This is a genomic window from Mesorhizobium sp. M1027 (genome assembly GCF_040318745.1).
In the GTDB taxonomy this organism is placed as follows: domain Bacteria; phylum Pseudomonadota; class Alphaproteobacteria; order Rhizobiales; family Rhizobiaceae; genus Mesorhizobium.
The window spans coordinates 164,024-185,719 of record NZ_JAMYMW010000014.1; the positions used below are offsets into that span (position 1 = coordinate 164,024).

Sequence of the window (21,696 nt, forward strand, 5' to 3'; positions counted from 1 at the left end):
GATGGGAACCATAACGGAGGAAAAAATGACACTCTTCAGAAGCAACGGCGATCGCGTACCGAGCGCCATCGAAGCGATGGCCAGCGAGGCTCGTGCAGGTCGTGTCGACCGACGCGAGTTTCTGGCGCTGGCAAGCGCCTTCGGCGCATCGACGGCCCTTGCCTACGGCATGATCGGCCTTGCCGTGCCGCAGCGGGCCTTGGCTGAAGAGCCGAAGAAAGGCGGCACGCTCCACGTTTCGATGTCGGTGAAGGCACAGAAGGATCCGCGCACCTACGACTGGGTGGAACTCGCGAATATTTCACGCTGCTGGCTGGAGCCGCTTGTCCGCTACACCCGCCAGTTTACATTCGAGCCGGTTCTGCTCGAAAGCTGGGAGGTCAACGACGACGCCACCGAATACGTGCTGCATGTTCGCAAGGGCATCGCCTGGAACAACGGCGATGCTTTTAGCGCCGAAGATGTGGTCTACAATCTGACGCGCTGGTGCGAGAAGGCTGCCGCCGGCAATTCGATGGCCGCGCGCGTTGGTGCGCTGATTGATGCAAAGACCGGCAAGGCCAGGGAAGGAGCGATCACCAAGGTCGACGACAACACGGTGAAGCTGAAGCTGAACGAACCGGACATCTCGCTGATCCCGAACTTCACCGACTATCCGGCGCTGGTGGTCCATCGCAACTTCGACGCCGACGGCGCCAATCCGATCGAGAAGCCGATTGGCACCGGGCCGTTCGAACTGGTGTCTTATGCGGTCGGCCAGAAAGCGGTCGTCAAACGTCGTGAGACTGGCAAATGGTGGGGTGGTGAAGCGCTTCTCGACGGCGTCGAATTCATCGACTACGGAACCGATTTCAACGCCTCGATAAATGCATTCGACTCCGGCGAAATCGATCTCAACTTCGAGACGCCTGCCGACTTCATAGACATCCTCGACAAGATGGGACTGGTGAAATCGGAGGTCGCGACAGCGACCACGCTCGTTGCCCGCACCAACATCACGCACAAACCCTACGATGACAAGCGAGTCCGCAACGCCCTCCAGATGGCCGTCGACAACCAGGCGGTGCTCGAACTTGGTTACGCCGGGCGAGGGACCGTTGGTGAAAACCACCACGTCAGCCCGATTCATCCGGAATACTACGCGCTGCCCAAGAAGACCCGGGACGCCGCGGGCGCCAAGAAGCTGATGGCGGAGGCCGGGCAGGCCGACTTCGAGCATGAACTGATCACCGTCGAGGACGATTGGCAAAAGAACACTGGCGACGCGATTGCCGGCCAGTTGCGCGATGCCGGGATCAAAGTGAAACGCACGGTGCTGCCGGGTTCGACCTTCTGGAACGACTGGACGAAATATCCTTATTCCATGACCATCTGGTACATGCGCCCGCTTGGCGTCCAGGTGTTGGCGCTCGGCTATCGCACCGGCGAGGCCTGGAACGAAACCGGCTACTCGAACCCTGATTTCGATGCCAAGCTCAAGCAGGCTCTCTCGCTCATCGACGTCGAGAAGCGCCGCGAGGTCATGAAGGACATCGAGCAGATCCTGCAGGATTCGGGCGTCATCATTCAGCCGTTCTGGCAGAAGCTGTTCAGCCACATGAACGAGAAGGTGAAGAACTACGGTGTCCACCAAACCTTCGAGATGGATCTCCAGAACGTCTGGCTGAACGCCTGAGTTGCCAGCAGAGGACGCGTTGCAGGATTTCATGGACCGCAAGAAAGCCGACGGGCAAGATGCGTGGTACTGATAGCTTCCGTCAGTGAACAATCGGGGACACGCATGAAACTGCCACTTTTTGTTGCCGCGCTTTCGATGGCCTTGCCGGCGGCCGCGTTTGCCGGCCCCGCTGCCAACGCCGTGAAGTTCTTCTATGTCCCGTCGGTCAAATTCGAGGCCGATGCACAATATCGCGACCGCTTCACCGCGCCAGTGACGAAACTGTTCGAACTGAACGACAATGCGGCAAAGAACCATCCGGATGAAGTTCCCTGCATCGACTTCGCCCCTGGTCTCGATGCGCAGGACTATGACGAGAAGACCGTGGCCAAGACGCTGACGCTGGCCGAAACGCTGGATGGCGACAGCGCCGAGGTGACGGCGACCTTCAACCTTTTTCTGGAAGGGGATGATTCCAAACGCGAAATGGTCTGGTCGTTGAAGAAGATCGACGGCCAGTGGAAGGTCGCCGACATCACCTCGAAGACCAGCGGCTGGACGCTGAGTGCGCTCGAATGCCTGGCCGGGCAGTCGCCGGAGTGATGCCGTGCTCCGCTGCCATCCCTGGCTTTTGGCGACTGCGTGCCTGCTGGCCGGATTGAGCAGCGCCGCCGCTCAGGGCCTGTTCGGCGCGCCGCCCGCAAACGCGCCGGCCGACAGTGCGGCACCGCCGAAGGCAGTTTTGCCGCCGGCAGAAAACGCGCCGGCCACACAGCCGGGCTCGCCGACGGCGGTGGTGAAGCCGTTCTACGAGCATGCCGGGCTCGAGGTCGATCCGGCTCAGCGGGGCCATTTCACCGACCCGGCAAAGTCGGTGCTGGACAAGAGCGATGCGCTGCGGAAGTCGGGGCAGGGCGAGTGCCTCGATCCCAACATGGCACTCGACAATTCCGAATACGACAAGGCGGAGATCGACAAGAGCCTGAAGACAATCGAAGCGATCAAGGGCGACGAGGCCAAGGTCGTCGTCGCCTTCGTCGTCGCCGGCAACCCGCACCGGCTGGAGTGGAAATTCAGGAAAGTCGACGGGGACTGGAAAATATCGGACCTACTCTCGGTGACCGGCGAATGGGCGCTGAGCCAATACCAGTGTGAGTGAGAACGGAACCGATGAAGATCATCAACATCCGCGTCACCCACGTCAACGTCCCGCTCGATGCTCCGTTCTGGTGGACCGCTGGTCTCTACGGCGGCGCCTCGAAATCGATCATCGAGGTCGAGACGGACGAAGGCGTGGTCGGACTGGGCGAGGCGCCATGGTGGCATTTCGGCGAGGTGATCAAGGCCGAGATCGCGCCGGCGCTGATTGGCGCCGATCCGCTCGACATCGCCGACTGCGAGGCGCGCTGTGTGCCGCCCTGGCAGATCACCGCCAACACCGGCGAGAACGCAGCCACGGTGGCGTTCGGCGCCGTCGACCTGGCGCTGTGGGATATAAGAGGCAAGGTCTTCGGTATGCCGCTCTATAAGCTGCTCGGCGGCGCGGTGCGCAAGGACATTCCGTTTTCGGAATATTTCGCCTTTCGCCCCGCTCAAGGCGGAGCCGGCGGCGAGATGACCGCCGAAGCGATCGTCGACTACTGTCTCGGCATGCGAGAACAGCACGGCTCGACGATCTTCGAGGGCAAGCTGATCATGGGCGATCCCGAGCTCGAGATCAGGACAGTGCGCATGCTGCGCGAGGCGCTTGGCGACAAGGCGCAGATCAAACTCGATTCCAACATGCAGTGGTCGCTAACCACAGCGCGCTGGGTACTGCGCGAGATCGAGCCGTTCAACATCCGCAATTACGAGGATCCGGTCGCGACCTTCGAGGAGATGGCGGCGCTGCGCCAGCATTCGCGCATTCCGTTCTCCACGCACATCCCGGATCTCAGGCGGGCAGTCGCGCTCGGTGCGCCGGATTACTTCGTCTGCAATTTCGCAGCACTCGGCGGATTGTCGAAAACTCTGAAATTCATCGCCGCCTGTGAGGCGATGGGCAAGGGGTTCTGGTGCTATTCGAACGATCTCGGCATCATGACATCGGCTTATTTGCACGTCGTGGCGGCGACACCGTGGATCACCGAAGCATCGCAGTCGCTGTTTCGCTGGCAGATCGGCGATGTCATCAAGGACGGCCCATTCCGGCAGACCGGCAATACGGTGCGTGTGCCGGAGGATGACGGGCTGGGCGTCGAGCTTGACCCTGCCGCCATGAAACGCTGGTCAGCACACTTCGCCGAACATGGGCCGATGCACCATTTCAGCGATCCGAACAATCCCGGGCGTTACCGGCGGCTGCCGCTCAACTGATGCAACATTTTCTTCGTAGTAACTCAGGCTCACCCGCGCCCGCGATAGGGGGCGACGCCGGTGTCGGGCAGCCACACACCTTCCGGCGGTGCGCCGGTTTGCCAGAACACGTCGATCGGAATGCCGCCGCGCGGATACCAGTAGCCGCCAATGCGCAACCACAATGGCTTGGTCGCGGCGATGATACGGCGACCGATCATGACGGTGCATTCTTCATGGAAGGCGCCGTGGTTGCGAAACGAGGTCATGAACAGCTTGAGCGACTTCGATTCCACCAGCAGCGCGTCGGGTGCGTAGTCGATGACGATATGGGCGAAGTCCGGCTGGCCGGTGACGGGGCAGAGCGAGGTGAATTCCGGGCAGGTGAAGCGAACGATGGCCGGCGGGCCGTCGCCGCGCGAAAACGGCACGGTTTCCAGGACGGCCGCTTCAGGGCTCTGTGGCGCCTCGACGTTGGTGCCGAGCTGGGTGAGGTTTTTCGTATCGGTCATGAGCAGGTTCCTTGCTGCATGTCGCCCAAAACTGCGCAGCGATTTTGGGACAGCGACATGCGTAAAAACAAAAATTTGCCGCTCATTAGCACAATTTGAAACAGCAGGAAGACGATGACTAGCAACGACCCGCTCCTCCAGCCCTATCAGCTCAAGCATCTGACGCTGAAGAACCGGGTGATGTCGACCAGCCATGAGCCGGCCTATTCAGAGGACGGCATGCCGAAGGAGCGGTACCGGCTCTACCATGCCGAAAAGGCCAAGGGCGGCATGGCGCTGACCATGACCGCCGGTTCGGCGATCGTCTCGCGCGACAGCCCGGCCGCTTTTGGCAATCTGCATGTCTATGACGACCGCATCGTGTCGTGGCTCGCCGAGCTGACCGATGCCTGCCACGAGCACGATTGCAAGGTGATGATACAGATCACCCATCTCGGCCGCCGCACCGGTTGGAACAAGGCCGACTGGCTGCCAGTCCTGTCGGCTTCGCCGGTTCGCGAACCCGCCCACCGCGCCTTTCCCAAGACTATCGAGGACTGGGACATCGAGCGCATCGTCGCCGACTATGCCGCTGCCGCCCAGCGCTGCCAGGCTGCCGGCCTCGATGGCATCGAATTCGAGGCCTACGGCCACCTGATGGACGGCTTCTGGTCGCCGGCCACCAACCAGCGCGACGATGATTTCGGTGGCTCGCTCGACAACCGCTTGCGCTTCACCGGCATGGTGCTCGACGCGGTGCGCGCGGCGGTCGGCCAAAAATTCGTCGTCGGCATCCGCATGGTCGCCGACGAGGATTTCGAGAAAGGCCTGTCGAAACAGGAGGGCGTCGAAATCGCCAGGCGGCTGGCCGAATCCGGCAAGGTCGATTTCCTCAACATCATCCGTGGCTCGATCGAGACCGATGCCGCGCTGACCAAGGTCATCCCGGTGACCGGCATGCGCTCGTCACCACATCTCGACTTCGCAGGGGAGGTGAGAGCGGCGACGAAATTCCCGACCTTCCATGCGGCGCGGATTTCCGACGTCGCCACCGCGCGCCACGCCATCGCCACCGGCAAGCTCGACATGGTCGGCATGACGCGTGCCCACATTGCCGACCCGCATATCGTCAAAAAAGTGATGGAGGGCCGCGAGCACGAGATCCGTCCTTGCGTCGGCGCCACCTATTGCCTCGACCGCATCTATGAGGGCGGTGAGGCACTGTGCATCCACAATGCGGCAACGGGCCGCGAGGCGTCGATACCGCATATTATTCCGAAAACCGAGGGACCGAAGCGGAAGGTGGTCGTCGTCGGCGCCGGCGCCGGCGGGCTGGAGGCGGCGCGGGTCGCCGCCGAACGTGGGCACCAGGTGACGGTGCTGGAAGCATCGAGCCAGGCCGGCGGCCAGGTGCGGCTGGCAACGCAGAACCCGCGCCGCAAGGAATTGATCGGCATCATCGACTGGCGTCTGGCCGAACTCGACCGGCTCGGCGTCGAGATCCGCTACGATAAATGGGCGGAGACGGACGACGTGCTGGCGCTGTCGCCGGACGCGGTGGTGATCGCCACCGGCGGCCTGCCGCAGAACCCGCCTCTGACAGCGGGCGACGATCTCGTCACCTCGAGCTGGGACATCATGGCCGGCAGCGTCAAGCCGGCCGAGAACGTGCTGCTCTATGACGACAATGGCGGCCATCAGGGCATGGGTGCCGCCGAACTGATCGCCAATAGCGGTGCCAGGCTGGAGCTGGTTTCACCGGAGCGCTTCTTCGCGCCGGAAATGGGCGGCATGAACCATGTGCCCTACATGCGCGCCTTCCAGGAAAAGGGTGTCACGGTGACCATCAACACACGGCTACGTTCTGTGCGGCGCGAGGGCAACCAGCTGATCGCCGAGCTCGCCTCCGACTTCGCCGATGGCTGGCGCGGCGAGCGGCGCGTCGACCAGGTGGTGGTCGAGCATGGCACGCTGCCACTCGACGATCTCTATCTGGCGCTGAAGCCGCTGTCGAAGAACGCCGGCGCGATCGATTACGAAAAACTGGTCAATGGCGGCGACATCTTCCCCGTGCGCAATCCGCAAAGTGGCTTCGTGCTCTTCCGCATCGGCGACGCAGTTGCCTCGCGTAACATCCATGCCGCAATCTATGACGGCATCAGGTTCGGCTTGCGGATCTGAGGAATATTTTGGATTGATTGGTGGCGCGCAGCCGAACCTCCGTACGGAGAGCCACCACGGTACTTTGGTCCGGGCTGCGCGCCGCGCACGCCGCCCGGCCATCGCCGGGCACCGTACGACCTTGCGATTGCGGCAGGACGTTCAAAACATCCTGGCGGTGGCCATGCAGAATACGGTGATGACCAGCAGGCCGCCGGCGATGCGTTCGCCTTTTGTCATCTTGGCGCGCAACTGGGTTTGCTTCGCCGCATCAGCGCCGGCCAGCTGCCTGCTGGCGGAACCCACCAATGCGCCCTGAACCGCGGCTGCGATCAAGGCAGTCAAGATGCCGAGCGCCAGGACTTTTTCCATCGAACCGAAAGAACCGTTGTGGAAGAAATACCACAGCAGCAAACCCGTGAGGAAAACCACGCCGGCGGCGCCCATTTGCGGCCGGAAGAAACGTTCCGCCCTGATCTCCGGTTCGCGGGCAACCGCGATGGTGGTGCCGGCCCAGAACACACCCGCCATGACGTGAAGGCCGAGGACGATGATGTAGACATATTGCATGACCGCATTTCCTCTCTTGCCCGCCGCTAACCATATTGATAGATATCAAATGATTAGATGTCAACGCATAAGCTCGAGCCGGTTCCATCGGCTTTGCCCTTGTTCTAGTGTCCGACCATGACGCCCTTTGACCGCCCGCCGATCGGGATGAATCTCGCGCGCACCGCCAAGCTGGTTGCGCAGGCTTTCGACGCTGCCTTGGTCGAGGCCGGCGGCACGCTGCCGGTCTGGGTCACGTTGCTGTCGGTCAAGTCGCGGGAGCTGGCCAACCAACGCGAGCTCGCCGGCATGATCGGCATTCGGGGCGCAACGCTGACCCACCATCTCAACGCCATGGAGACGCAGGGCCTGCTGATGCGCCGCCGCGATCCCGAGAACCGCCGGGTTCACCAGGTGGAGTTGACCCAGGCCGGAGAGGCGTTGTTCCTGAAATTGCGCACGGCCGCGTTAGCCTTCGACAAACGGCTGCGGAAAGGGCTGTCCGACGACAGGCTGGCGGAGTTTGCACAGGTGCTGGCTGCGCTGCGGGCCAATGTCGAGAGCTAGAAATTAGGCTAGGAAGACGCCATGCGCGAAATTTCGCTGAAGGATGCCAGGGCTAAACTCTCGGCGGTGCTCGATCAGGTCATCGCGGGAGAACCGGCCGTCATCACCCGGCGTGGCCGCAAGCAGGCGGTCATTCTGTCGTTCCAGGACTATGAAAAAGCTGGCGCGTGTGCCAGCTTTGGACAATTGCTGGCAGCATTTCCCGGTGATGAGGATGACCTTCCGCCTCGGCCCATCAGGTCGGTTCGCAAGGCCGAACCATGACGGATCTACGCCCGGCTGCCCTGCAGCACTGTCAGCCTGGCCTTTTTCGGCGTCCGTGCCACCAGCCATTCACGCACCCTGTCCGGCGGCATCGGGAAAGCGATGGAATAGCCTTGCACCTGGTCGCAGCCGATCGCCATCAGCGAGTCGAGCTCGGCTTCGGTTTCGGCGCCCTCGGCAACGATCGAGATGCCGAGACCGCGGGCGAGCTCGGTGAGGGCACGCACGATCTTTGTGTTGCCGCTGTTCTCGTTGATGTTCTGGACGAAGCGGCGGTCGATCTTCAGCCGGTCGATCTCGTTTGGATTGACATGGCTGAGCGATGCGTAGCCGGTGCCGAAATCGTCGAGCTCAAGATGGATGCCGGCGGCGCGGATGTGCCGCAGCTTTGCCGCGATACCGGTCTTCTCGTCGTCGAGAATGACGGATTCGACGATCTCCAGCGATAGTTTGTGCGCGGGCAGGCCGGTCCTTTCCAGCGTCCCGAACAGGAAGACTTCGAAATCTGTCTCGCGCAGCTCCGAACCGGACACGTTGACGGCGATCCGGCCGAAGCCGATGCCTGCGCGGTTCCATTCGGCTGCTTCGTTGATCGCCTTGGCAATGACGATGCGGCCAATCTCGGACATCAAGCCGCATTTTTCCGCGATTGGAATGAACTCGCCCGGCGCGATCATGCCGCGTTCGGCATGCCTCCAGCGAGCCAAAGCTTCGATGCCACTGATGGTGCCGTCCGACAGCGACACCTGCGGCTGGAAATAGACTTCGAACGCCTTCTCCGAGATGGCGACCCTGATGTCGAGCTCGAGCTGCTTTCGGTTGTCGAGTTCGCGCCTCAGCTCATCGGAGAAGAACGACAAACTGCCGCCGCCCTGCTTCTTGGCGGAACACAACGCCAGATCGGCATGGACGAGCAGATCCTGCGCATTGTCGGCCTCGACAGGATAGACCGCAATCCCCGCACTTACGCCCGGATGGATCGTCGTGCCTCGGAATATGACCGGTTCATTGAGTTTGGCCAGCATGCGCCTGGCGACGATATCGATGTCCTCGGTGCTGCCGGCGTCGTTGAGGACGACGACGAATTCATCGCCGCCGAGACGCACGTTGAGATCCGACGTACGGCACGAATCACGCATGCGTTGCGCAGCCGCCACCAGCACATAATCGCCGGCGGCGTGGCCGAACGTGTCGTTGATCTGCTTGAACCGGTCGAGATCGAACTGCACCACGGCAACCCGTTCACGCCGTCGCTGCGCGGCATTGATCAACGTATCGAAATGCTCGGTCAGGAAGGTGCGGTTGTGCAGGCCAGTCAGCCCGTCATGCACGGCAATAAAGGCCATGGAATTGCGCGCATCGACCAGCTCGCGGGTCCTGCGCAAGATAGCATTCGACATCGGCCTGAAAATGAAAAGCGCCACCAGCACGATGACGCCGATGGTCGAGTAGAACAATGTGCGGTTAAGCTCGAGAAGTGTTTCGGATCGCTGGTCTGCAAAGGCGCTGATGCGCTGGCCAAGTGCGGCATAGCCCGACAATGTTGCGTTGGCAACGGAAGCGTTCAGGTTGACGCGCTCCTCTCCACCTTTGTAGCCACCATTGCCGGCCATGTTGAGCCGCGATTCGAACGACGAGATCAGGCGTTCGCCGTTGGCAATAAGCCCGACCGAGAAATAGTCGAGATGGAACGGCTTGGCGAAAAGCACGCTCTCGATCGATTTGGGATCGAACCTTGCCGGCGACGCCGGGTCGGCGGCGGTCCGCTCGAGCAGCAGATCGTAGTTCTTCTCGAACTCTACCGTCGCTTGCTTGAGCGCGGTAACCAGGGCGCGCTGTTGATCGCGCTGCGCGCTGCCTGTCGCTCCGGCAAGGAAGACGATGCGCTGCGACAGGGCTTTTTGTGTGCTGACAATATCGAGCAGCGCCTGATTGTGCCGTTGGGTCGCCATCACCTGTTGCAGCAGGATGAAGGAGGCCACGACCATGGCGGCGATGATCAGCAGAGCCAGCCAGTAGCCGGACTTGATCAGGAGTATGAGCCTGCCTGAAACGGCGTGCGCCGGCTGCTGCGACATTTTCTGATGCGGCCCTCTCGCCAACGAATTCTTGTGCGACAACCTTTGGCTTCAAAGTGTTAAAGGTTTGGGACGGCAGCAGGTCGGCGGCGGCGACCGTGGCGGGAAACCCGCAAAGTGGTTATTGCAATCTTTCGCAGCACCTCCGCATTTGAACATCGTGGCCTCTGCCGTGCCATTGCCGCCACCGAAGCGGTCGCTTTTGCGATGGATTTTTCGTCCGCGCGGCGCGACAGTCCTCATCGATCTCAACAGGGCCTGATCATGACCGCAGCATTCCTCTCCCACATCGACAGCGAGCTTGAAGGGCTGAAATCGGCAGGCCTCTATAAATCCGAGCGGGTGATAACCTCGACCCAATCGGCCGAGATCGAGGTCGGCGGCGAGAAGGTGCTGAATTTCTGCGCCAATAATTATCTCGGCCTCGCCGATAGCGCCGAACTGCGCGAGGCGGCCAAGCAGGCACTCGACCGCTACGGCTACGGCATGGCATCGGTGCGCTTCATCTGCGGCACGCAGGAAGAACACAAGCAGCTCGAGGCGACCATTTCTGACTTCCTCGGCATGGAGGACACCATCCTCTACGGCTCCTGCTTCGACGCCAATGGCGGCCTGTTCGAGACGCTGCTCGGCGAAGAGGATGCGGTCATCTCCGATGCGCTGAACCACGCCTCGATCATCGACGGGGTACGGCTGTCGAAGGCAAAGCGTTTCCGCTACGCCAACAACGACATGGCCGATCTCGAAGCGCGGTTGAAAGAGGCGCGCGACTGTCGGTTCCGGCTGATCGCCACCGACGGCGTGTTCTCTATGGATGGCATCATCGCCAATCTGAAGGGCGTCTGCGACCTCGCCGACAAATATGACGCAATGGTCATGGTCGACGACAGCCATGCAGTTGGTTTCGTCGGCAGGAATGGCCGTGGCTCGGCCGAACATTGCGGCGTCGAGGGCAGGGTGGACATCATCACCGGCACGCTCGGCAAGGCATTGGGCGGCGCGTCGGGCGGCTACACGTCGGGCAGGAAGCAGGTGGTCGACTGGCTGCGCCAGCGCTCGCGGCCCTATCTGTTTTCCAACACGCTGATGCCGGCGATCGCTGGCGCCTCGATCCGGGTTTTCGAACTGGTCCGCAATGGCGATGCGTTGCGTCAGCACCTATATGCCAACGCAGCGCGGTTTCGCTCCGAGATGGGCAGGCTCGGCTTTACACTGGCCGGCGCCGACCATCCGATCATCCCGGTGATGCTGGGCGACGCGACGCTGGCGCAGGAAATGGCCGCGCGCATGCTGAAGCGCGGCATCTATGTCATCGGCTTCTCCTTCCCGGTGGTGCCGAAGGGCCAGGCGCGCATCCGCACGCAGATGTCTGCCGCCCATTCCAGCGCCGACATTGACCGTGCGGTTGAGGCGTTCGCCGCAGTCGGTCGCGAACTCGGCGTGATTTCCTGAATGACCGGCAGTCGAAAAGCGATTCCGGATCAAGACCTTCAAGGGACTGCAGAATGTCGAACATGATGAAGGCGCTGGTGAAGGCCAAGGCCGAGCCGGGCATCTGGATGGAAGAGGTGCCGGTGCCGGAGATCGGCCCCAACGACGTGCTGATCAAGGTCCGGAAGACGGCGATCTGCGGCACCGACGTCCACATCTACAATTGGGACCAGTGGGCGCAAAAGACCGTGCCGGTGCCGATGGTGACCGGGCATGAATTCGTTGGTTCGGTCGCCGATTTCGGCGCGGCGGTGACCGAATACAAGGTTGGCCAGCGTGTCTCCGGCGAAGGCCATATCGTCTGCGGCCATTGCCGCAACTGCCGGGCGGGCAGGGGGCATCTGTGCCGCAACACGCTCGGCGTCGGCGTCAACCGGCCGGGCGCCTTCGGCGAATACCTGGCGATCCCACAGCACAATGTCGTGCCGATCCCCGACGACGTGCCGGACGAGATCGCGGCAATCTTCGATCCCTTAGGCAATGCGGTTCACACCGCACTATCTTTCGACCTCGTCGGCGAGGACGTGCTAGTCACCGGCGCCGGGCCGATCGGCATCATGGGCGCATTGGTGGCGCAATGCGTCGGCGCGCGAAAAGTCGTCATCACCGACATCAACCCGGTGCGCCTGGCACTGGCAAAAAAGCTCGGCGTCCAGCATGTCGTTGACGCCTCGAAAGAAAAGCTGCGCGATATCATGCCGGCGCTCGGCATGACCGAGGGTTTTGACGTCGGTCTTGAAATGTCCGGTGCCGCACTGGCATTCCGCGACATGATCGATACCATGAACAATGGCGGCAAGATCGCCATTCTCGGCATCGCGCCGACCGGCTTCGAGATCGACTGGAACAAGGTCATCTTCAAGATGCTGCATCTGAAGGGCATCTACGGCCGCGAGATGTTCGAGACCTGGTACAAGATGATTGCGCTGGTGCAGGGTCCTCTCGATGTCAGCGGCCTGATCACCCACCGCATCGGCATCGACGACTATATTTCCGGCTTCGAAGCGATGAAGAGCGGCAATTCCGGCAAGGTGGTCATGGACTGGTGAAGGCCCGAAGGAACACGGTGCGAACTGAAAGCTGTCCCGCCAAGGTGCCTGTAATTCTGGCAGGAACCTAGCTTTTCGCCAATGCCGCCTCCAGTGCTGCCACTCCGCCGACAATGGCCACACGCTCGGCGGGGCTCAATCTTGCCAGCAATTCCCGTTCGAACTCCTTCGCCAGCGGCACCATCTCGCGATAGGCGGCAACGCCAGCCTTGGTCAGCCCCAGATGCTCGACACGGCGGTCTTTTTCGTCAGGCGTCCGGCTGAGCCAGCGGCGCCGTTCGAGCTCGGCGACCGCGCGCGAAACCTTGGTCTTGTGCATGGCCGATTGCTCGCCGAGCGCCGTCGCCGTCATCGTGCCGTGCTGTCCAAGCCCGGCCAGCGTGCGCCATTCGGGCCGGGTCAGTCCGTGACGGTCCTTGTATATCCTTGAGAATTCGCGGCTGACGGCATCGGCAAGCCGATAGAGCCGGTAAGGCAGGAAGGATTCCAGCTCAAGGATTTCCATGGTTGGCCCTGACTGGGGATGCTGGCGGCTTGGCGAAATCACCGTTGATGGTTACATTTTCAATGGTTACAAATGAAACCGGTATGGTCAACCCGGAGCATCTTTGCGGATGCGCAAACGATGCTACGAGACCATGAATTCGGGAGGGTTCTATGGCCTACTCCTACATGCCGGGTTTCGGCAATGACTTCGAAACCGAGACTTTGCCGGGCTCGCTGCCGCAAGGGCGAAACTCGCCGCAACGGCCGGCCTACGGCCTCTATGCCGAGCAGCTTTCGGGCTCTCCTTTCACCGCGCCGCGCGGCACCAATGAGCGCTCCTGGCTTTATCGGATAAGACCGAGCGTCAGGCACACCGGCCGCTTCAAAGCGGCGAATTATCCGCTTTGGAAAAGCGCGCCGAACGTCGGCGACCACCAGCTCGCACTCGGCCAGTATCGCTGGAGCCCGGTGCCGATGCCGAAGGAGCCGACCGATTTCATTGCCGGCATGCGCTCGATCACCACCGCCGGCGACGTGCTCGGCCAGACCGGCATGGCGGCACACGTCTATGTCGCCAATCGCTCGATGGTCGACGATCATTTTTTCAACGCCGACGGCGAGTTGCTGGTCGTCCCGCAGGTTGGAGCCTTGCGCTTCGTCACCGAGATGGGGGTCATCGAACTCAGGCCGGGCGAGATCGCCGTGCTGCCGCGTGGTCTGGTGTTCAAGGTCGAACTGGTGGATGCCGAAGTGCGCGGCTATGTCTGCGAGAATTACGGCGCCAAGCTGACGCTGCCGGATCGTGGCCCCATCGGCGCCAATTGCCTGGCCAATCCGCGCGATTTCAAGACGCCCTGTGCCTGGTTCGAGGACAAGGAGACACCGTGCCGGCTGATCGCGAAATGGTGTGGCCAGTTCCATGTCACCGACATCGACCATTCGCCGCTGGATGTAGTGGCGTGGCACGGCAATTATTCGCCCTACAAATATGATCTTGCGACCTTCTCGCCGGTCGGTGCGATCCTGTTCGACCACCCCGATCCGTCGATCTTCACCGTGCTGACCGCGCCGAGCGGCGAGGAAGGCACCGCCAATATCGATTTCGTCATCTTCCCGCCGCGCTGGCTTGTGGCGGAAAACACTTTCCGGCCGCCTTGGTATCACCGCAACATCATGAGCGAGTTCATGGGCCTCATACATGGTCAGTACGATGCCAAGGAAGAGGGCTTCGTGCCGGGCGGCATCAGTCTGCACAACATGATGCTGGCTCACGGACCCGATGCGTCTGGCTTCGAAAAAGCCTCGCGCGCGGAGCTGAAACCGGTCAAGCTCGACAACACCATGGCCTTCATGTTCGAGACACGCTTTCCGCAGATGGTGACCCGCTATGGCGCCGAGCTCGAAACCCGGCAGGACAATTACATCGACTGCTGGGCCGGCCTGAAGAAGCGCTTCAACGGCACGCCCGAGGGCGACTGGTCTTGAGCGCCGTCGCGTGACGGATCGTCTGGTGCTTCTTGGCTCGAAGGGTGGTCCCGCGCTGCGGCCGGGCGGGCCGTGGCCGAGTTCCTCACTGCTGGAGATTGGCGGCCGCACCATCGTCGTCGATTGCGGGCTGGGCGTAACGCGCGGGCTGACCGGTGCCGGCATCAGCCTGAAGGCGCTCGACCTGATCTTCATCACGCATTTGCATTCCGACCATGTGCTGGAACTCGGACCGTTGATCCACACTGCATGGACGGCCGGCCTGGCAACAAAGGTCACCGTATTCGGCCCGCCCGGCACCGGCCATTATTGGCAGCGCTTTTGCCAGGCGATGGAGTTCGACATCGAGATCCGCATCGCCGATGAAGGCAGGCCGGATCTCCGCGACCTGGTTTCGATCGTCGAATTTGATGAAGGCCAGGTGGCGCAAGAGCGCGGTCTCAAAATATCGGCGCTGCGTGTCGACCACCCGCCGGTGACGGATTGCTTTGCGCTGCGCTTCGACTATGCGAGGCAAAGCATCGTCTTCTCGTCGGCTACGGCGTTCTTTCCGCCATTGGCGGATTTCGCCCAAGGCGCCGACGTCCTGGTCCACGAGGCCATGCTGGAAGGGGGTATCGAGCGGCTGGTCGCGAAGACCGGCAACGGCGCAAGGCTGAGGGAACACCTGCTTGCCAGCCATAGCTTTGCCGAGGAAGCGGGCCGCATCGCCAGCGACGCAGGCGTCAAAAGACTGGTGCTCAACCATCTCATTCCCGCCGACGATCCCGAGATCGACGAGGCCGACTGGATTGCCGCCGTCAGGAAAACATGGGCCGGCGACTTGACGATCGCACGCGACGGCCTTGTTGTGGGGCTGGAGCATGATCCCGAAAAGTGGAAACCGGTTTTCGGAAGAGATCATGCGTAGAACAAAAAATCAAAGCAGCACCAAAGCTGCGCCAGAGAGGAAACCGCATGAAGCTTGCCACATTGAAGGATGGGACGCGCGACGGAAAGCTTGTCGTCGTCTCGCGCGACCTGACGCGGTTTACCGATGCTTCGTTTCTGGTGCGGACGCTGCAGGCCGCGCTTGACGACTGGCTTCGGATCGCGCCGCATCTCGCTGCCATGGCTGAATCGCTGGAGAATAATGCGGTGCCGTTTGCCCGCTTTCACGAGCATGACGCCCATTCGCCGCTGCCGCGCGCCTACCAATGGGCCGATGGCTCGGCCTATGTGAACCATGTCGAGCTGGTGCGGAAGGCGCGCGGCGCCGAGATGCCGGCAAGCTTCTGGACCGATCCGCTGATCTACCAAGGCGGCTCGGACGCTTTCCTCGCACCGCGGGAGCCAATCCGCATGACCGACGAGACCCTTGGCATCGACATGGAAGGAGAGGTCGCGGTCATAGTTGACGATGTGCCGATGGGCGCAAGCCTCGAAGAGGCGCGGGCAGCGATCCGCTTGGTCATGCTGGTCAACGATGTGACGCTGCGCGGCCTGACCGGACCTGAGCTTGCCAAGGGGTTCGGCTTCTACCAGTCGAAGCCGTCATCGGCCTTTTCGCCGGTAGCGGTAACGCCGGAAGAGCTGGGCGATGCCTGGGACGGCGGCAAGGTCAGCCTGCCGCTGCTGGTCGATCTCAACGGCAAACCGTTCGGCCGGGCGAACGCCGGCATCGACATGACCTTCGACTTTCCGGCGCTGATTGTTCACGCCGCAAAAACGCGGCCGCTGGCCGCCGGCGCTATTATCGGTTCGGGCACCGTCTCCAACAAGCTCGACGGCGGGCCGGGCAAGCCTGTCTCGGTGGGCGGCGCCGGCTATTCCTGCGTCGCCGAGCTGCGTATGATCGAGACCATCGAAACCGGCGAACCGAAAACGCCGTTCCTGCGCTTTGGCGACACCGTGCGTATCGAGATGAAGGACCGGGGCGGGCATTCGATCTTCGGCGCCATCGAGCAGAAGGTCGAGAAGTACGAGGGGGCAAGAGAATGACGGGCGAGACATTCTATCTGCTGTGCGGTGTCTGGGCCCTTGTCATGCTGGCGATCTTCATCCTGGCGATCCGCCTGAGCTATCGCATCGAGGCGCGCTCGCCCGGCCTGACCAACCGCAGCGGCTTTCCGCGCAAGGCGATGATGTTTCACACCGTCACCAACACGAATGTCGCGCTGGACCAGGAAACGCAAGCCATGCGGCGGCGCATGATCGGGCTGCTGCTGATTGTTTTGGCTGGATTCCTGCTAATGTGGGCAGGCTTGTCTTTGGTCCGGTCACCGGCGTGATCTAGCTCAATCGTTCCTAACGCTGGTGGACCCCAAGATGCCTTACACCGCTACTTACCTTTGGATTGTGGGAATTTCTGGCATCGCTGCTGCCTGGCTTTTGATTTCGGCCATCCGGGTCTGCCGTCAGGTCGAGGATCGATCTGAAGGACTTCGTAACTTCAGTAGCGTGGCGCATCGGCCGAAGTTTGCTAACGTCGTTATGAATCGGGATGTTGCGAGCGATGTTGAAACGCAAGCGCTGCGCCGCGGTATGATCGCTCGTCTGCTAGCCATAGGTGCTATCGGTATCGCTGTGAATTTGATTGCCTGGGCTGGTGTGTAACATGGACCTGCTGAACCATTTTCGGCGCATGGCAGCCAACAATCTCTGGTCGAACGACCGGCTCTACCGCGCCGTGCTGCAGCTTGAGCCCGGCGAATTCGAAGCCGAACGGACGAGCTTCTTTCCGTCGATCAAGGCAACGCTGAACCACATCCTGGCGGTCGATCACCTCTATCTCGATTTTCTCGAAGAGGGCGGCGTCGGCGCCGCGGCCTACGATGAGTTCTTGCTCTTCGACGAAGCGGACGCGCTCTTTGGCAAGCGGACGGAGGCCGACCGGCGGCTGATCGCCTTTTGCGACCGCCTGTCGGCGGACGATCTCGAGCGCCGCGTCGTCACCGATCGGCGCGAGGACGGCATGATACCGGAACGGATCGGCGACCTGCTCGCCCATCTCTTCATCCACGACATCCATCATCGCGGCCAAGTGCACGCGATGCTGTCGGGCACCTCGGTGAAACCGCCGCAACTCGACGAGTTTTTCCTCGATTATGATCTGAAACTCAGGAAAGCCGAGGTCGAGAGGTTGGTGCTCGAAGGTCGCAATTAGTTGTAGTTACGAAAATTATTGACTTAATTATTGTAGGTACATAAATTCTGATGAAGATCGTTTGGGACGCCATCTCGAAAATTTCGATGCGCCCGGCAAGTCCCGCGGAAAGGAGATTGTTCAATGGCAAAGCGTAAGGTGCGCACCGAGTTCGAAGCTGGTCGCGGCTACAGCAAAGAGGACTGGGAAGCCGTTTCGGAGAATCCGGAATGGACAGAGGAGGATTTTCGAAACGCTCGTCCTTTCGCCAAAGCATTCCCTGAGCTTGCCGAAAGCATTCGCCGTTCGCGCGGCCGGCCGGCTCTCGATAATCCGAAGAAGCAGGTAACACTCCGTCTCGACAGTGACGTAGTCGCCCACTTTCGTGCCGGCGGCCCCGGCTGGCAGAGCCGCATCAACGAGATTCTGCGCAAAGCCGCCGGCCTCGCCAAATAGACGTTTGCCTGTGACAGCGTCATTTGGCATACCCGTCCCATTCGGGACCGAGTTCGTCAAAATCGTCGGCAATCCTGATTTTGCCCTTCATGGCGCCGACACGAGGCAGGGACTCGGGCACGGCTAGCGGCACGAGGCGAGCCGCAACCTTGCCGCGACGGGTAATCACAATCTCTTCGCCAGCTTCCGCGCGGCTGACGAGTTCCGACAGTCTTGCCTTGGCCTCTGCGATAGCAATGTTCATGGCCAAAGTCTGAGCTACTACTGACCGAATCGCAAGTCCGGCCGGTTAGCCTACTCCGCCGCCTGAACCTTCAGCACGCCGCGCTTGATCTGGTCCTGCTCGATCGATTCGAACAAAGCGCGGAAATTGCCCTCGCCAAAGCCTTCGTCGCCCTTCCTCTGGATGAATTCGAAGAAGATCGGCCCGATCACGGTTTTCGAAAAGATCTGCAGCAGGATCTTGGTCGTGCCGCCGTCGACGACGCCCTCGCCATCGATCAGGATGCCGTGCTTTTTCATACGTTCAATCGGCTCTTCATGGCCGTTCACGCGGGCAGAGGACATGTCGTAATAGGTCTCCGGCGGGCCCGGCATGAACTTCAGGCCGTTGGCAGCCAGCCTGTCGGTGGCGCCGTAGATGTCGTCGGTGCCGACGGCGATGTGCTGGATGCCCTCGCCATTATACTTCTTCAGATATTCGGCGATCTGGCTGGTCTCGTCCTTGGACTCGTTCAGCGGAATGCGGATCTTGCCGCAGGGCGAGGTGATGGCGCGGCTGACCAGCCCGGTGATCTTGCCGTCGATGTCGAAGAAGTGGATCTGCTTGAAGCCGAACAGGTCGCGATAGAAATCCCACCATTTGTCCATCTGGCCGCGATAGACATTGTGGGTCAGGTGGTCGAGATAATAGAAGCCGACGCCTTCCGGCCTGGGGTCGCGCTCGCCCAGCCAGTCGAACTCGGCGTCGTAAGCCGAGCCCTTCTCGCCGTAAGTTTCGATGAAATAGAGCAGCGATCCGCCGATACCGACGATCGCCGGCACGTCGAGCGTCTTGTCGTAGCCTTCATAGGGCGTCGCGCCCTTGGCCACCGCGTGATCGAAGGCATGCCTTGCATCGACCACCCGCCAGGCCATCGAGGCGGCGCAAGGGCCGTGCTTGTCGACGAATTTCATGGCATGCGAGCCGGGCTCGGCATTGACGACATAATTGATGTCGCCCTGCCGCCAGACGGTGATGTTCTTGCTGCGATGCTTGGCCACCGGCACATAGCCCATACGGGTGAACAGTTCGGCGAGCTTTTCTGGCTCGGCATGCGCGAATTCGACGAATTCGAAGCCGTCGGTGCCGGCGGGATTGGTCTTGCTGATCTTGGCGGGCGGTGCGTCGTGCGGGAAGGGACCCATGGCAGTGTCCTCCAAAACTGTTTGGCCTGGAAAGGCCATCTCAACCTAATGATAGCAAGGACGCAGTGCATGGTGCTTGCATTCAAACGCTTGAAATGATCAGGTAATGCGTGAATTGTGCATGTATGGAGAGAAACCCATGGATGAGGCGCGCATCGACCAGTTTGACCGCAAGATAATGGCTCTGCTGCAGGGCGATGCACGCCTGACCAACAACGACCTCTCGGAACGGGTGAACCTGTCGGCGTCGCAATGCTCGCGCCGTCGCCAGCGGCTGGAGGAGGACGGCTATATCAAGGGCTACCGGGCGGTGCTCGACCGCGACAAGCTCGGCTTTTCCCTTGTCAACGTCATCTCGGTGACGCTTGCCACTCACAACCGCGACAATGCGCGGCGTTTCGGCGAATTGGTGGCGCGGCTGCCGCAGGTGCAGGAAGCGCACGCGCTGACGGGCGAGATGGACTATATATTGAAAGTGGTGACGCCCAACCTGAAGTCGCTGTCGGAATTCGTCAACAGCGTGCTGCTGCCGCACGAATCCGTGCAGCACGTGAAGACGGCGATCGTGCTGGAGACGCTAAAGGAAACCGGCGCGCTACCGATCTGAGGGCGAATGTCACCCCTTCGACTGCTGGATCAGCCCATAAAGATTGGTGCAGCGGGCGCCGGAACGGCAGTAAGCGAAGACCGGGCCTTCAAGTTCCTCAAGCGCCTCGGCCTGGTCCTCGACATTCTCTGCCGTGATCTGGCCGCTGATGACGGGGATGTAGCGGAAGGCGAGCCCGGCGCCCTCGACCGCCGCCTTGACGGTGTCGGCCGATGGCTGGCCGAGCTGCTCATCGTCCGGCCGGTTGCAGATCACGCTTTTGAAGCCGGCGGCCTTGATGGTCGCGACGTCCTCGGGCTGGATCTGGCCCGAGACCGAATAGTCCTCGCTGATCTGTCGGTATTCCATGGCGGTGTCCTCGCAATCTGGTTAGCGGCAGTCTTGCCACTCCCTGACCCGGTCGGCAATCCGCGCGAAAAGAAATCCATCCGCGCAGATAGAGATTTCGATGCCGGAAATCCAGCCGGACGGCGCCGCGTGTGCTTGGATGCGCCATACGCCAGCCCGGCTGGATGAACGAGGTCGATCGCTCAGCTGCCGAGGATCGCGCCTTTGATCTGGGCGATGTTGTTGTGCATCAGGTCGATATAGGTCGCGGCCGGGCCGTCGGACTGCGACAGCGCATCGGAATAGAGCGTGCCGCCCACCTTGATGCCGGTCTCGCTGGCGATCTGCTCGATCAGCCGCGGATTGGTGATGTTCTCGACGAAGATCGCCGCCGCCTTGTCCTGCTTCACCTGGCTGACCAGCTTGGCCACGTCGGCGGCGGAAGGCTCCGACTCGGTCGACACGCCTTCCGGGGCCAGGAAGGTCAAGCCATAGGCCTTCTCGAAATAGCCGAAGGCATCATGCGAGGTGATGACGACGCGCTTCTCTTGCGGGATCGACTGGATCGCCGCCTGCACTTCGCCCTCGAGCGCATCGAGCTTTTGCGTATAGGCGGCTGCATTGGCCTTGTAGCTGTCGCAACCCGCAGCGTCGGCCGTGCAAAAGGCGTCGGCGATGTTCTTCACATAGATCTTGGCGTTGGCGATCGACTGGAAGGCGTGCGGATCGGTGACCGTCTTGCCGCCATCGGTTTCCGCGCCTTCGGCGGCGTCGGCCTCGGCGAATTCGGGTTTGAAATTGATCGGCGTGACCCCCTTGGTCAGCACGGCAATCGAAGCCTTGGTAGCGCTGGCGTCGACCAGGCGCTGCAGAAAACCTTCGAAATGCAGGCCGTTGACCAGCACGATGTCGGCCTTGGCCATGGCCACCGCATCGGCAGGGCTCGGCTCGTAGACGTGGGCGTCGCCGTCCGGCCCGACGATGGTGGTCAGATCGATGCGGTCGCCGCCGACATTCTTGGCGAAATCGGCGATGATGGTGAAGCTGGCGACCACTTTCAACGGCTCAGCAAAGGCCGACGAAGCGCCAAGGGCGGTTAATGTTATAACGCTCACGGCCAACGCGGTGCGGATCGATTTCAGCATGGACAGTTTCTCCTTGTTG

Annotated in this window: 25 protein-coding genes; 17 read left to right on the forward strand and 8 right to left on the reverse strand. The window is 61.4% G+C overall.

The features are described from left to right. Window positions 1-25 precede the first annotated feature (25 nt). The 4 genes from NKH50_RS25000 (at window position 26) to NKH50_RS25015 (ending at window position 4,012) form a co-directional block, all read left to right on the forward strand. Complete coding sequence (locus tag NKH50_RS25000) at window positions 26-1,675, forward strand: ABC transporter substrate-binding protein (RefSeq protein WP_352881604.1); 1,650 nt, start codon at window positions 26-28, stop codon at window positions 1,673-1,675. A gap of 105 nt (window positions 1,676-1,780) precedes the next feature. Beyond that, window positions 1,781-2,260 (forward strand): DUF3828 domain-containing protein, encoded by a 480-nt coding sequence (locus tag NKH50_RS25005; RefSeq protein ID WP_352650336.1) that lies wholly within the window; start codon window positions 1,781-1,783, stop codon window positions 2,258-2,260. A 4-nt stretch (window positions 2,261-2,264) separates the two neighbouring features. Beyond that, window positions 2,265-2,816, forward strand: a complete 552-nt coding sequence (locus NKH50_RS25010; protein WP_352650334.1) for a hypothetical protein — start codon at window positions 2,265-2,267, stop codon at window positions 2,814-2,816. Between the two features lie 11 nt (window positions 2,817-2,827). Further along, window positions 2,828-4,012, forward strand: a complete 1,185-nt coding sequence (locus NKH50_RS25015; RefSeq protein ID WP_352650332.1) for a mandelate racemase/muconate lactonizing enzyme family protein — start codon at window positions 2,828-2,830, stop codon at window positions 4,010-4,012. Window positions 4,013-4,041: 29 nt separating this feature from the next. Here NKH50_RS25015 and queF read toward each other — a convergent pair whose 3' ends face one another. Continuing rightward, window positions 4,042-4,503 (reverse strand): preQ(1) synthase, encoded by a 462-nt coding sequence (queF, locus tag NKH50_RS25020; RefSeq protein ID WP_023674394.1) that lies wholly within the window; start codon window positions 4,501-4,503, stop codon window positions 4,042-4,044. 114 nt (window positions 4,504-4,617) lie between these two features. On the opposite strand from queF, the gene NKH50_RS25025 reads away from it, so the two are divergent. After that, complete coding sequence (locus NKH50_RS25025; protein ID WP_352650331.1) at window positions 4,618-6,663, forward strand: oxidoreductase; 2,046 nt, start codon at window positions 4,618-4,620, stop codon at window positions 6,661-6,663. A gap of 141 nt (window positions 6,664-6,804) precedes the next feature. On the opposite strand, the gene NKH50_RS25030 is transcribed toward NKH50_RS25025, so the two are convergent. Next, on the reverse strand, window positions 6,805-7,212 hold the full coding sequence (locus tag NKH50_RS25030) for a hypothetical protein (RefSeq protein WP_352650330.1): 408 nt from the start codon (window positions 7,210-7,212) through the stop codon (window positions 6,805-6,807). Window positions 7,213-7,329: 117 nt separating this feature from the next. On the opposite strand from NKH50_RS25030, the gene NKH50_RS25035 reads away from it, so the two are divergent. Both NKH50_RS25035 and NKH50_RS25040 read left to right on the forward strand, forming a co-directional pair. Continuing rightward, entirely contained in the window at window positions 7,330-7,758 is a 429-nt protein-coding gene (locus tag NKH50_RS25035; RefSeq protein ID WP_352650328.1) for a MarR family winged helix-turn-helix transcriptional regulator, read from the forward strand. A 21-nt stretch (window positions 7,759-7,779) separates the two neighbouring features. Further along, window positions 7,780-8,022, forward strand: a complete 243-nt coding sequence (locus NKH50_RS25040; protein ID WP_352739206.1) for a type II toxin-antitoxin system Phd/YefM family antitoxin — start codon at window positions 7,780-7,782, stop codon at window positions 8,020-8,022. A gap of 5 nt (window positions 8,023-8,027) precedes the next feature. Here the strand turns inward: NKH50_RS25040 and NKH50_RS25045 are convergent, their stop codons facing one another. Next, window positions 8,028-10,100, reverse strand: coding sequence for a putative bifunctional diguanylate cyclase/phosphodiesterase (locus NKH50_RS25045; protein ID WP_352881608.1), 2,073 nt, complete (start codon window positions 10,098-10,100; stop codon window positions 8,028-8,030). A gap of 264 nt (window positions 10,101-10,364) precedes the next feature. Between NKH50_RS25045 and NKH50_RS25050 the strand changes: the two genes are divergently transcribed. Further along, the gene (locus NKH50_RS25050; RefSeq protein WP_352881610.1) at window positions 10,365-11,552 is read left to right on the forward strand and encodes a glycine C-acetyltransferase; all 1,188 of its coding nucleotides are present in this window, start codon (window positions 10,365-10,367) and stop codon (window positions 11,550-11,552) included. A 53-nt stretch (window positions 11,553-11,605) separates the two neighbouring features. Beyond that, complete coding sequence (gene tdh, locus NKH50_RS25055; RefSeq protein WP_352881612.1) at window positions 11,606-12,640, forward strand: L-threonine 3-dehydrogenase; 1,035 nt, start codon at window positions 11,606-11,608, stop codon at window positions 12,638-12,640. Window positions 12,641-12,707: 67 nt separating this feature from the next. Here the strand turns inward: tdh and NKH50_RS25060 are convergent, their stop codons facing one another. Further along, a complete protein-coding gene (locus NKH50_RS25060) occupies window positions 12,708-13,145 on the reverse strand; it encodes a MarR family winged helix-turn-helix transcriptional regulator (RefSeq protein ID WP_352739213.1) in 438 nt (145 codons plus the stop codon). Between the two features lie 152 nt (window positions 13,146-13,297). On the opposite strand from NKH50_RS25060, the gene hmgA reads away from it, so the two are divergent. From hmgA to NKH50_RS25095, 7 genes are all read left to right on the forward strand, one after another. Continuing rightward, window positions 13,298-14,611 (forward strand): homogentisate 1,2-dioxygenase, encoded by a 1,314-nt coding sequence (hmgA, locus tag NKH50_RS25065; RefSeq protein WP_352703250.1) that lies wholly within the window; start codon window positions 13,298-13,300, stop codon window positions 14,609-14,611. A 10-nt stretch (window positions 14,612-14,621) separates the two neighbouring features. Continuing rightward, a complete protein-coding gene (locus NKH50_RS25070; protein WP_352881616.1) occupies window positions 14,622-15,521 on the forward strand; it encodes an MBL fold metallo-hydrolase in 900 nt (299 codons plus the stop codon). 47 nt (window positions 15,522-15,568) lie between these two features. Then, window positions 15,569-16,591, forward strand: coding sequence for a fumarylacetoacetate hydrolase family protein (locus NKH50_RS25075; protein WP_352703245.1), 1,023 nt, complete (start codon window positions 15,569-15,571; stop codon window positions 16,589-16,591). Next, window positions 16,588-16,881, forward strand: coding sequence for a hypothetical protein (locus tag NKH50_RS25080; protein WP_352881618.1), 294 nt, complete (start codon window positions 16,588-16,590; stop codon window positions 16,879-16,881). Before NKH50_RS25075 ends, NKH50_RS25080 begins: the two co-directional genes overlap by 4 nt. Window positions 16,882-16,918: 37 nt before the next feature. Next, complete coding sequence (locus tag NKH50_RS25085; protein WP_352703241.1) at window positions 16,919-17,206, forward strand: hypothetical protein; 288 nt, start codon at window positions 16,919-16,921, stop codon at window positions 17,204-17,206. 1 nt (window position 17,207) lies between these two features. After that, a complete protein-coding gene (locus NKH50_RS25090) occupies window positions 17,208-17,756 on the forward strand; it encodes a DinB family protein (RefSeq protein WP_352703239.1) in 549 nt (182 codons plus the stop codon). A 123-nt stretch (window positions 17,757-17,879) separates the two neighbouring features. Next, window positions 17,880-18,191 carry a BrnA antitoxin family protein gene (locus NKH50_RS25095; RefSeq protein WP_352881621.1) on the forward strand — a complete coding sequence of 104 codons (312 nt, stop codon included), beginning with the start codon at window positions 17,880-17,882 and terminating at the stop codon, window positions 18,189-18,191. 19 nt (window positions 18,192-18,210) lie between these two features. Here the strand turns inward: NKH50_RS25095 and NKH50_RS25100 are convergent, their stop codons facing one another. Further along, on the reverse strand, window positions 18,211-18,435 hold the full coding sequence (locus tag NKH50_RS25100) for a type II toxin-antitoxin system Phd/YefM family antitoxin (protein WP_352636607.1): 225 nt from the start codon (window positions 18,433-18,435) through the stop codon (window positions 18,211-18,213). Between the two features lie 50 nt (window positions 18,436-18,485). Further along, window positions 18,486-19,598 (reverse strand): 4-hydroxyphenylpyruvate dioxygenase, encoded by a 1,113-nt coding sequence (hppD, locus tag NKH50_RS25105; RefSeq protein WP_352881623.1) that lies wholly within the window; start codon window positions 19,596-19,598, stop codon window positions 18,486-18,488. 139 nt (window positions 19,599-19,737) lie between these two features. Here hppD and NKH50_RS25110 point away from each other — a divergent pair, with 139 nt between their 5' ends. Then, complete coding sequence (locus tag NKH50_RS25110) at window positions 19,738-20,205, forward strand: Lrp/AsnC family transcriptional regulator (protein ID WP_352703232.1); 468 nt, start codon at window positions 19,738-19,740, stop codon at window positions 20,203-20,205. Between the two features lie 9 nt (window positions 20,206-20,214). On the opposite strand, the gene NKH50_RS25115 is transcribed toward NKH50_RS25110, so the two are convergent. Continuing rightward, window positions 20,215-20,553 carry a protein tyrosine phosphatase family protein gene (locus NKH50_RS25115; protein WP_352703229.1) on the reverse strand — a complete coding sequence of 113 codons (339 nt, stop codon included), beginning with the start codon at window positions 20,551-20,553 and terminating at the stop codon, window positions 20,215-20,217. 182 nt (window positions 20,554-20,735) lie between these two features. Then, window positions 20,736-21,677 carry a zinc ABC transporter substrate-binding protein AztC gene (gene aztC / locus NKH50_RS25120; RefSeq protein WP_352703227.1) on the reverse strand — a complete coding sequence of 314 codons (942 nt, stop codon included), beginning with the start codon at window positions 21,675-21,677 and terminating at the stop codon, window positions 20,736-20,738. Window positions 21,678-21,696 lie beyond the last annotated feature (19 nt).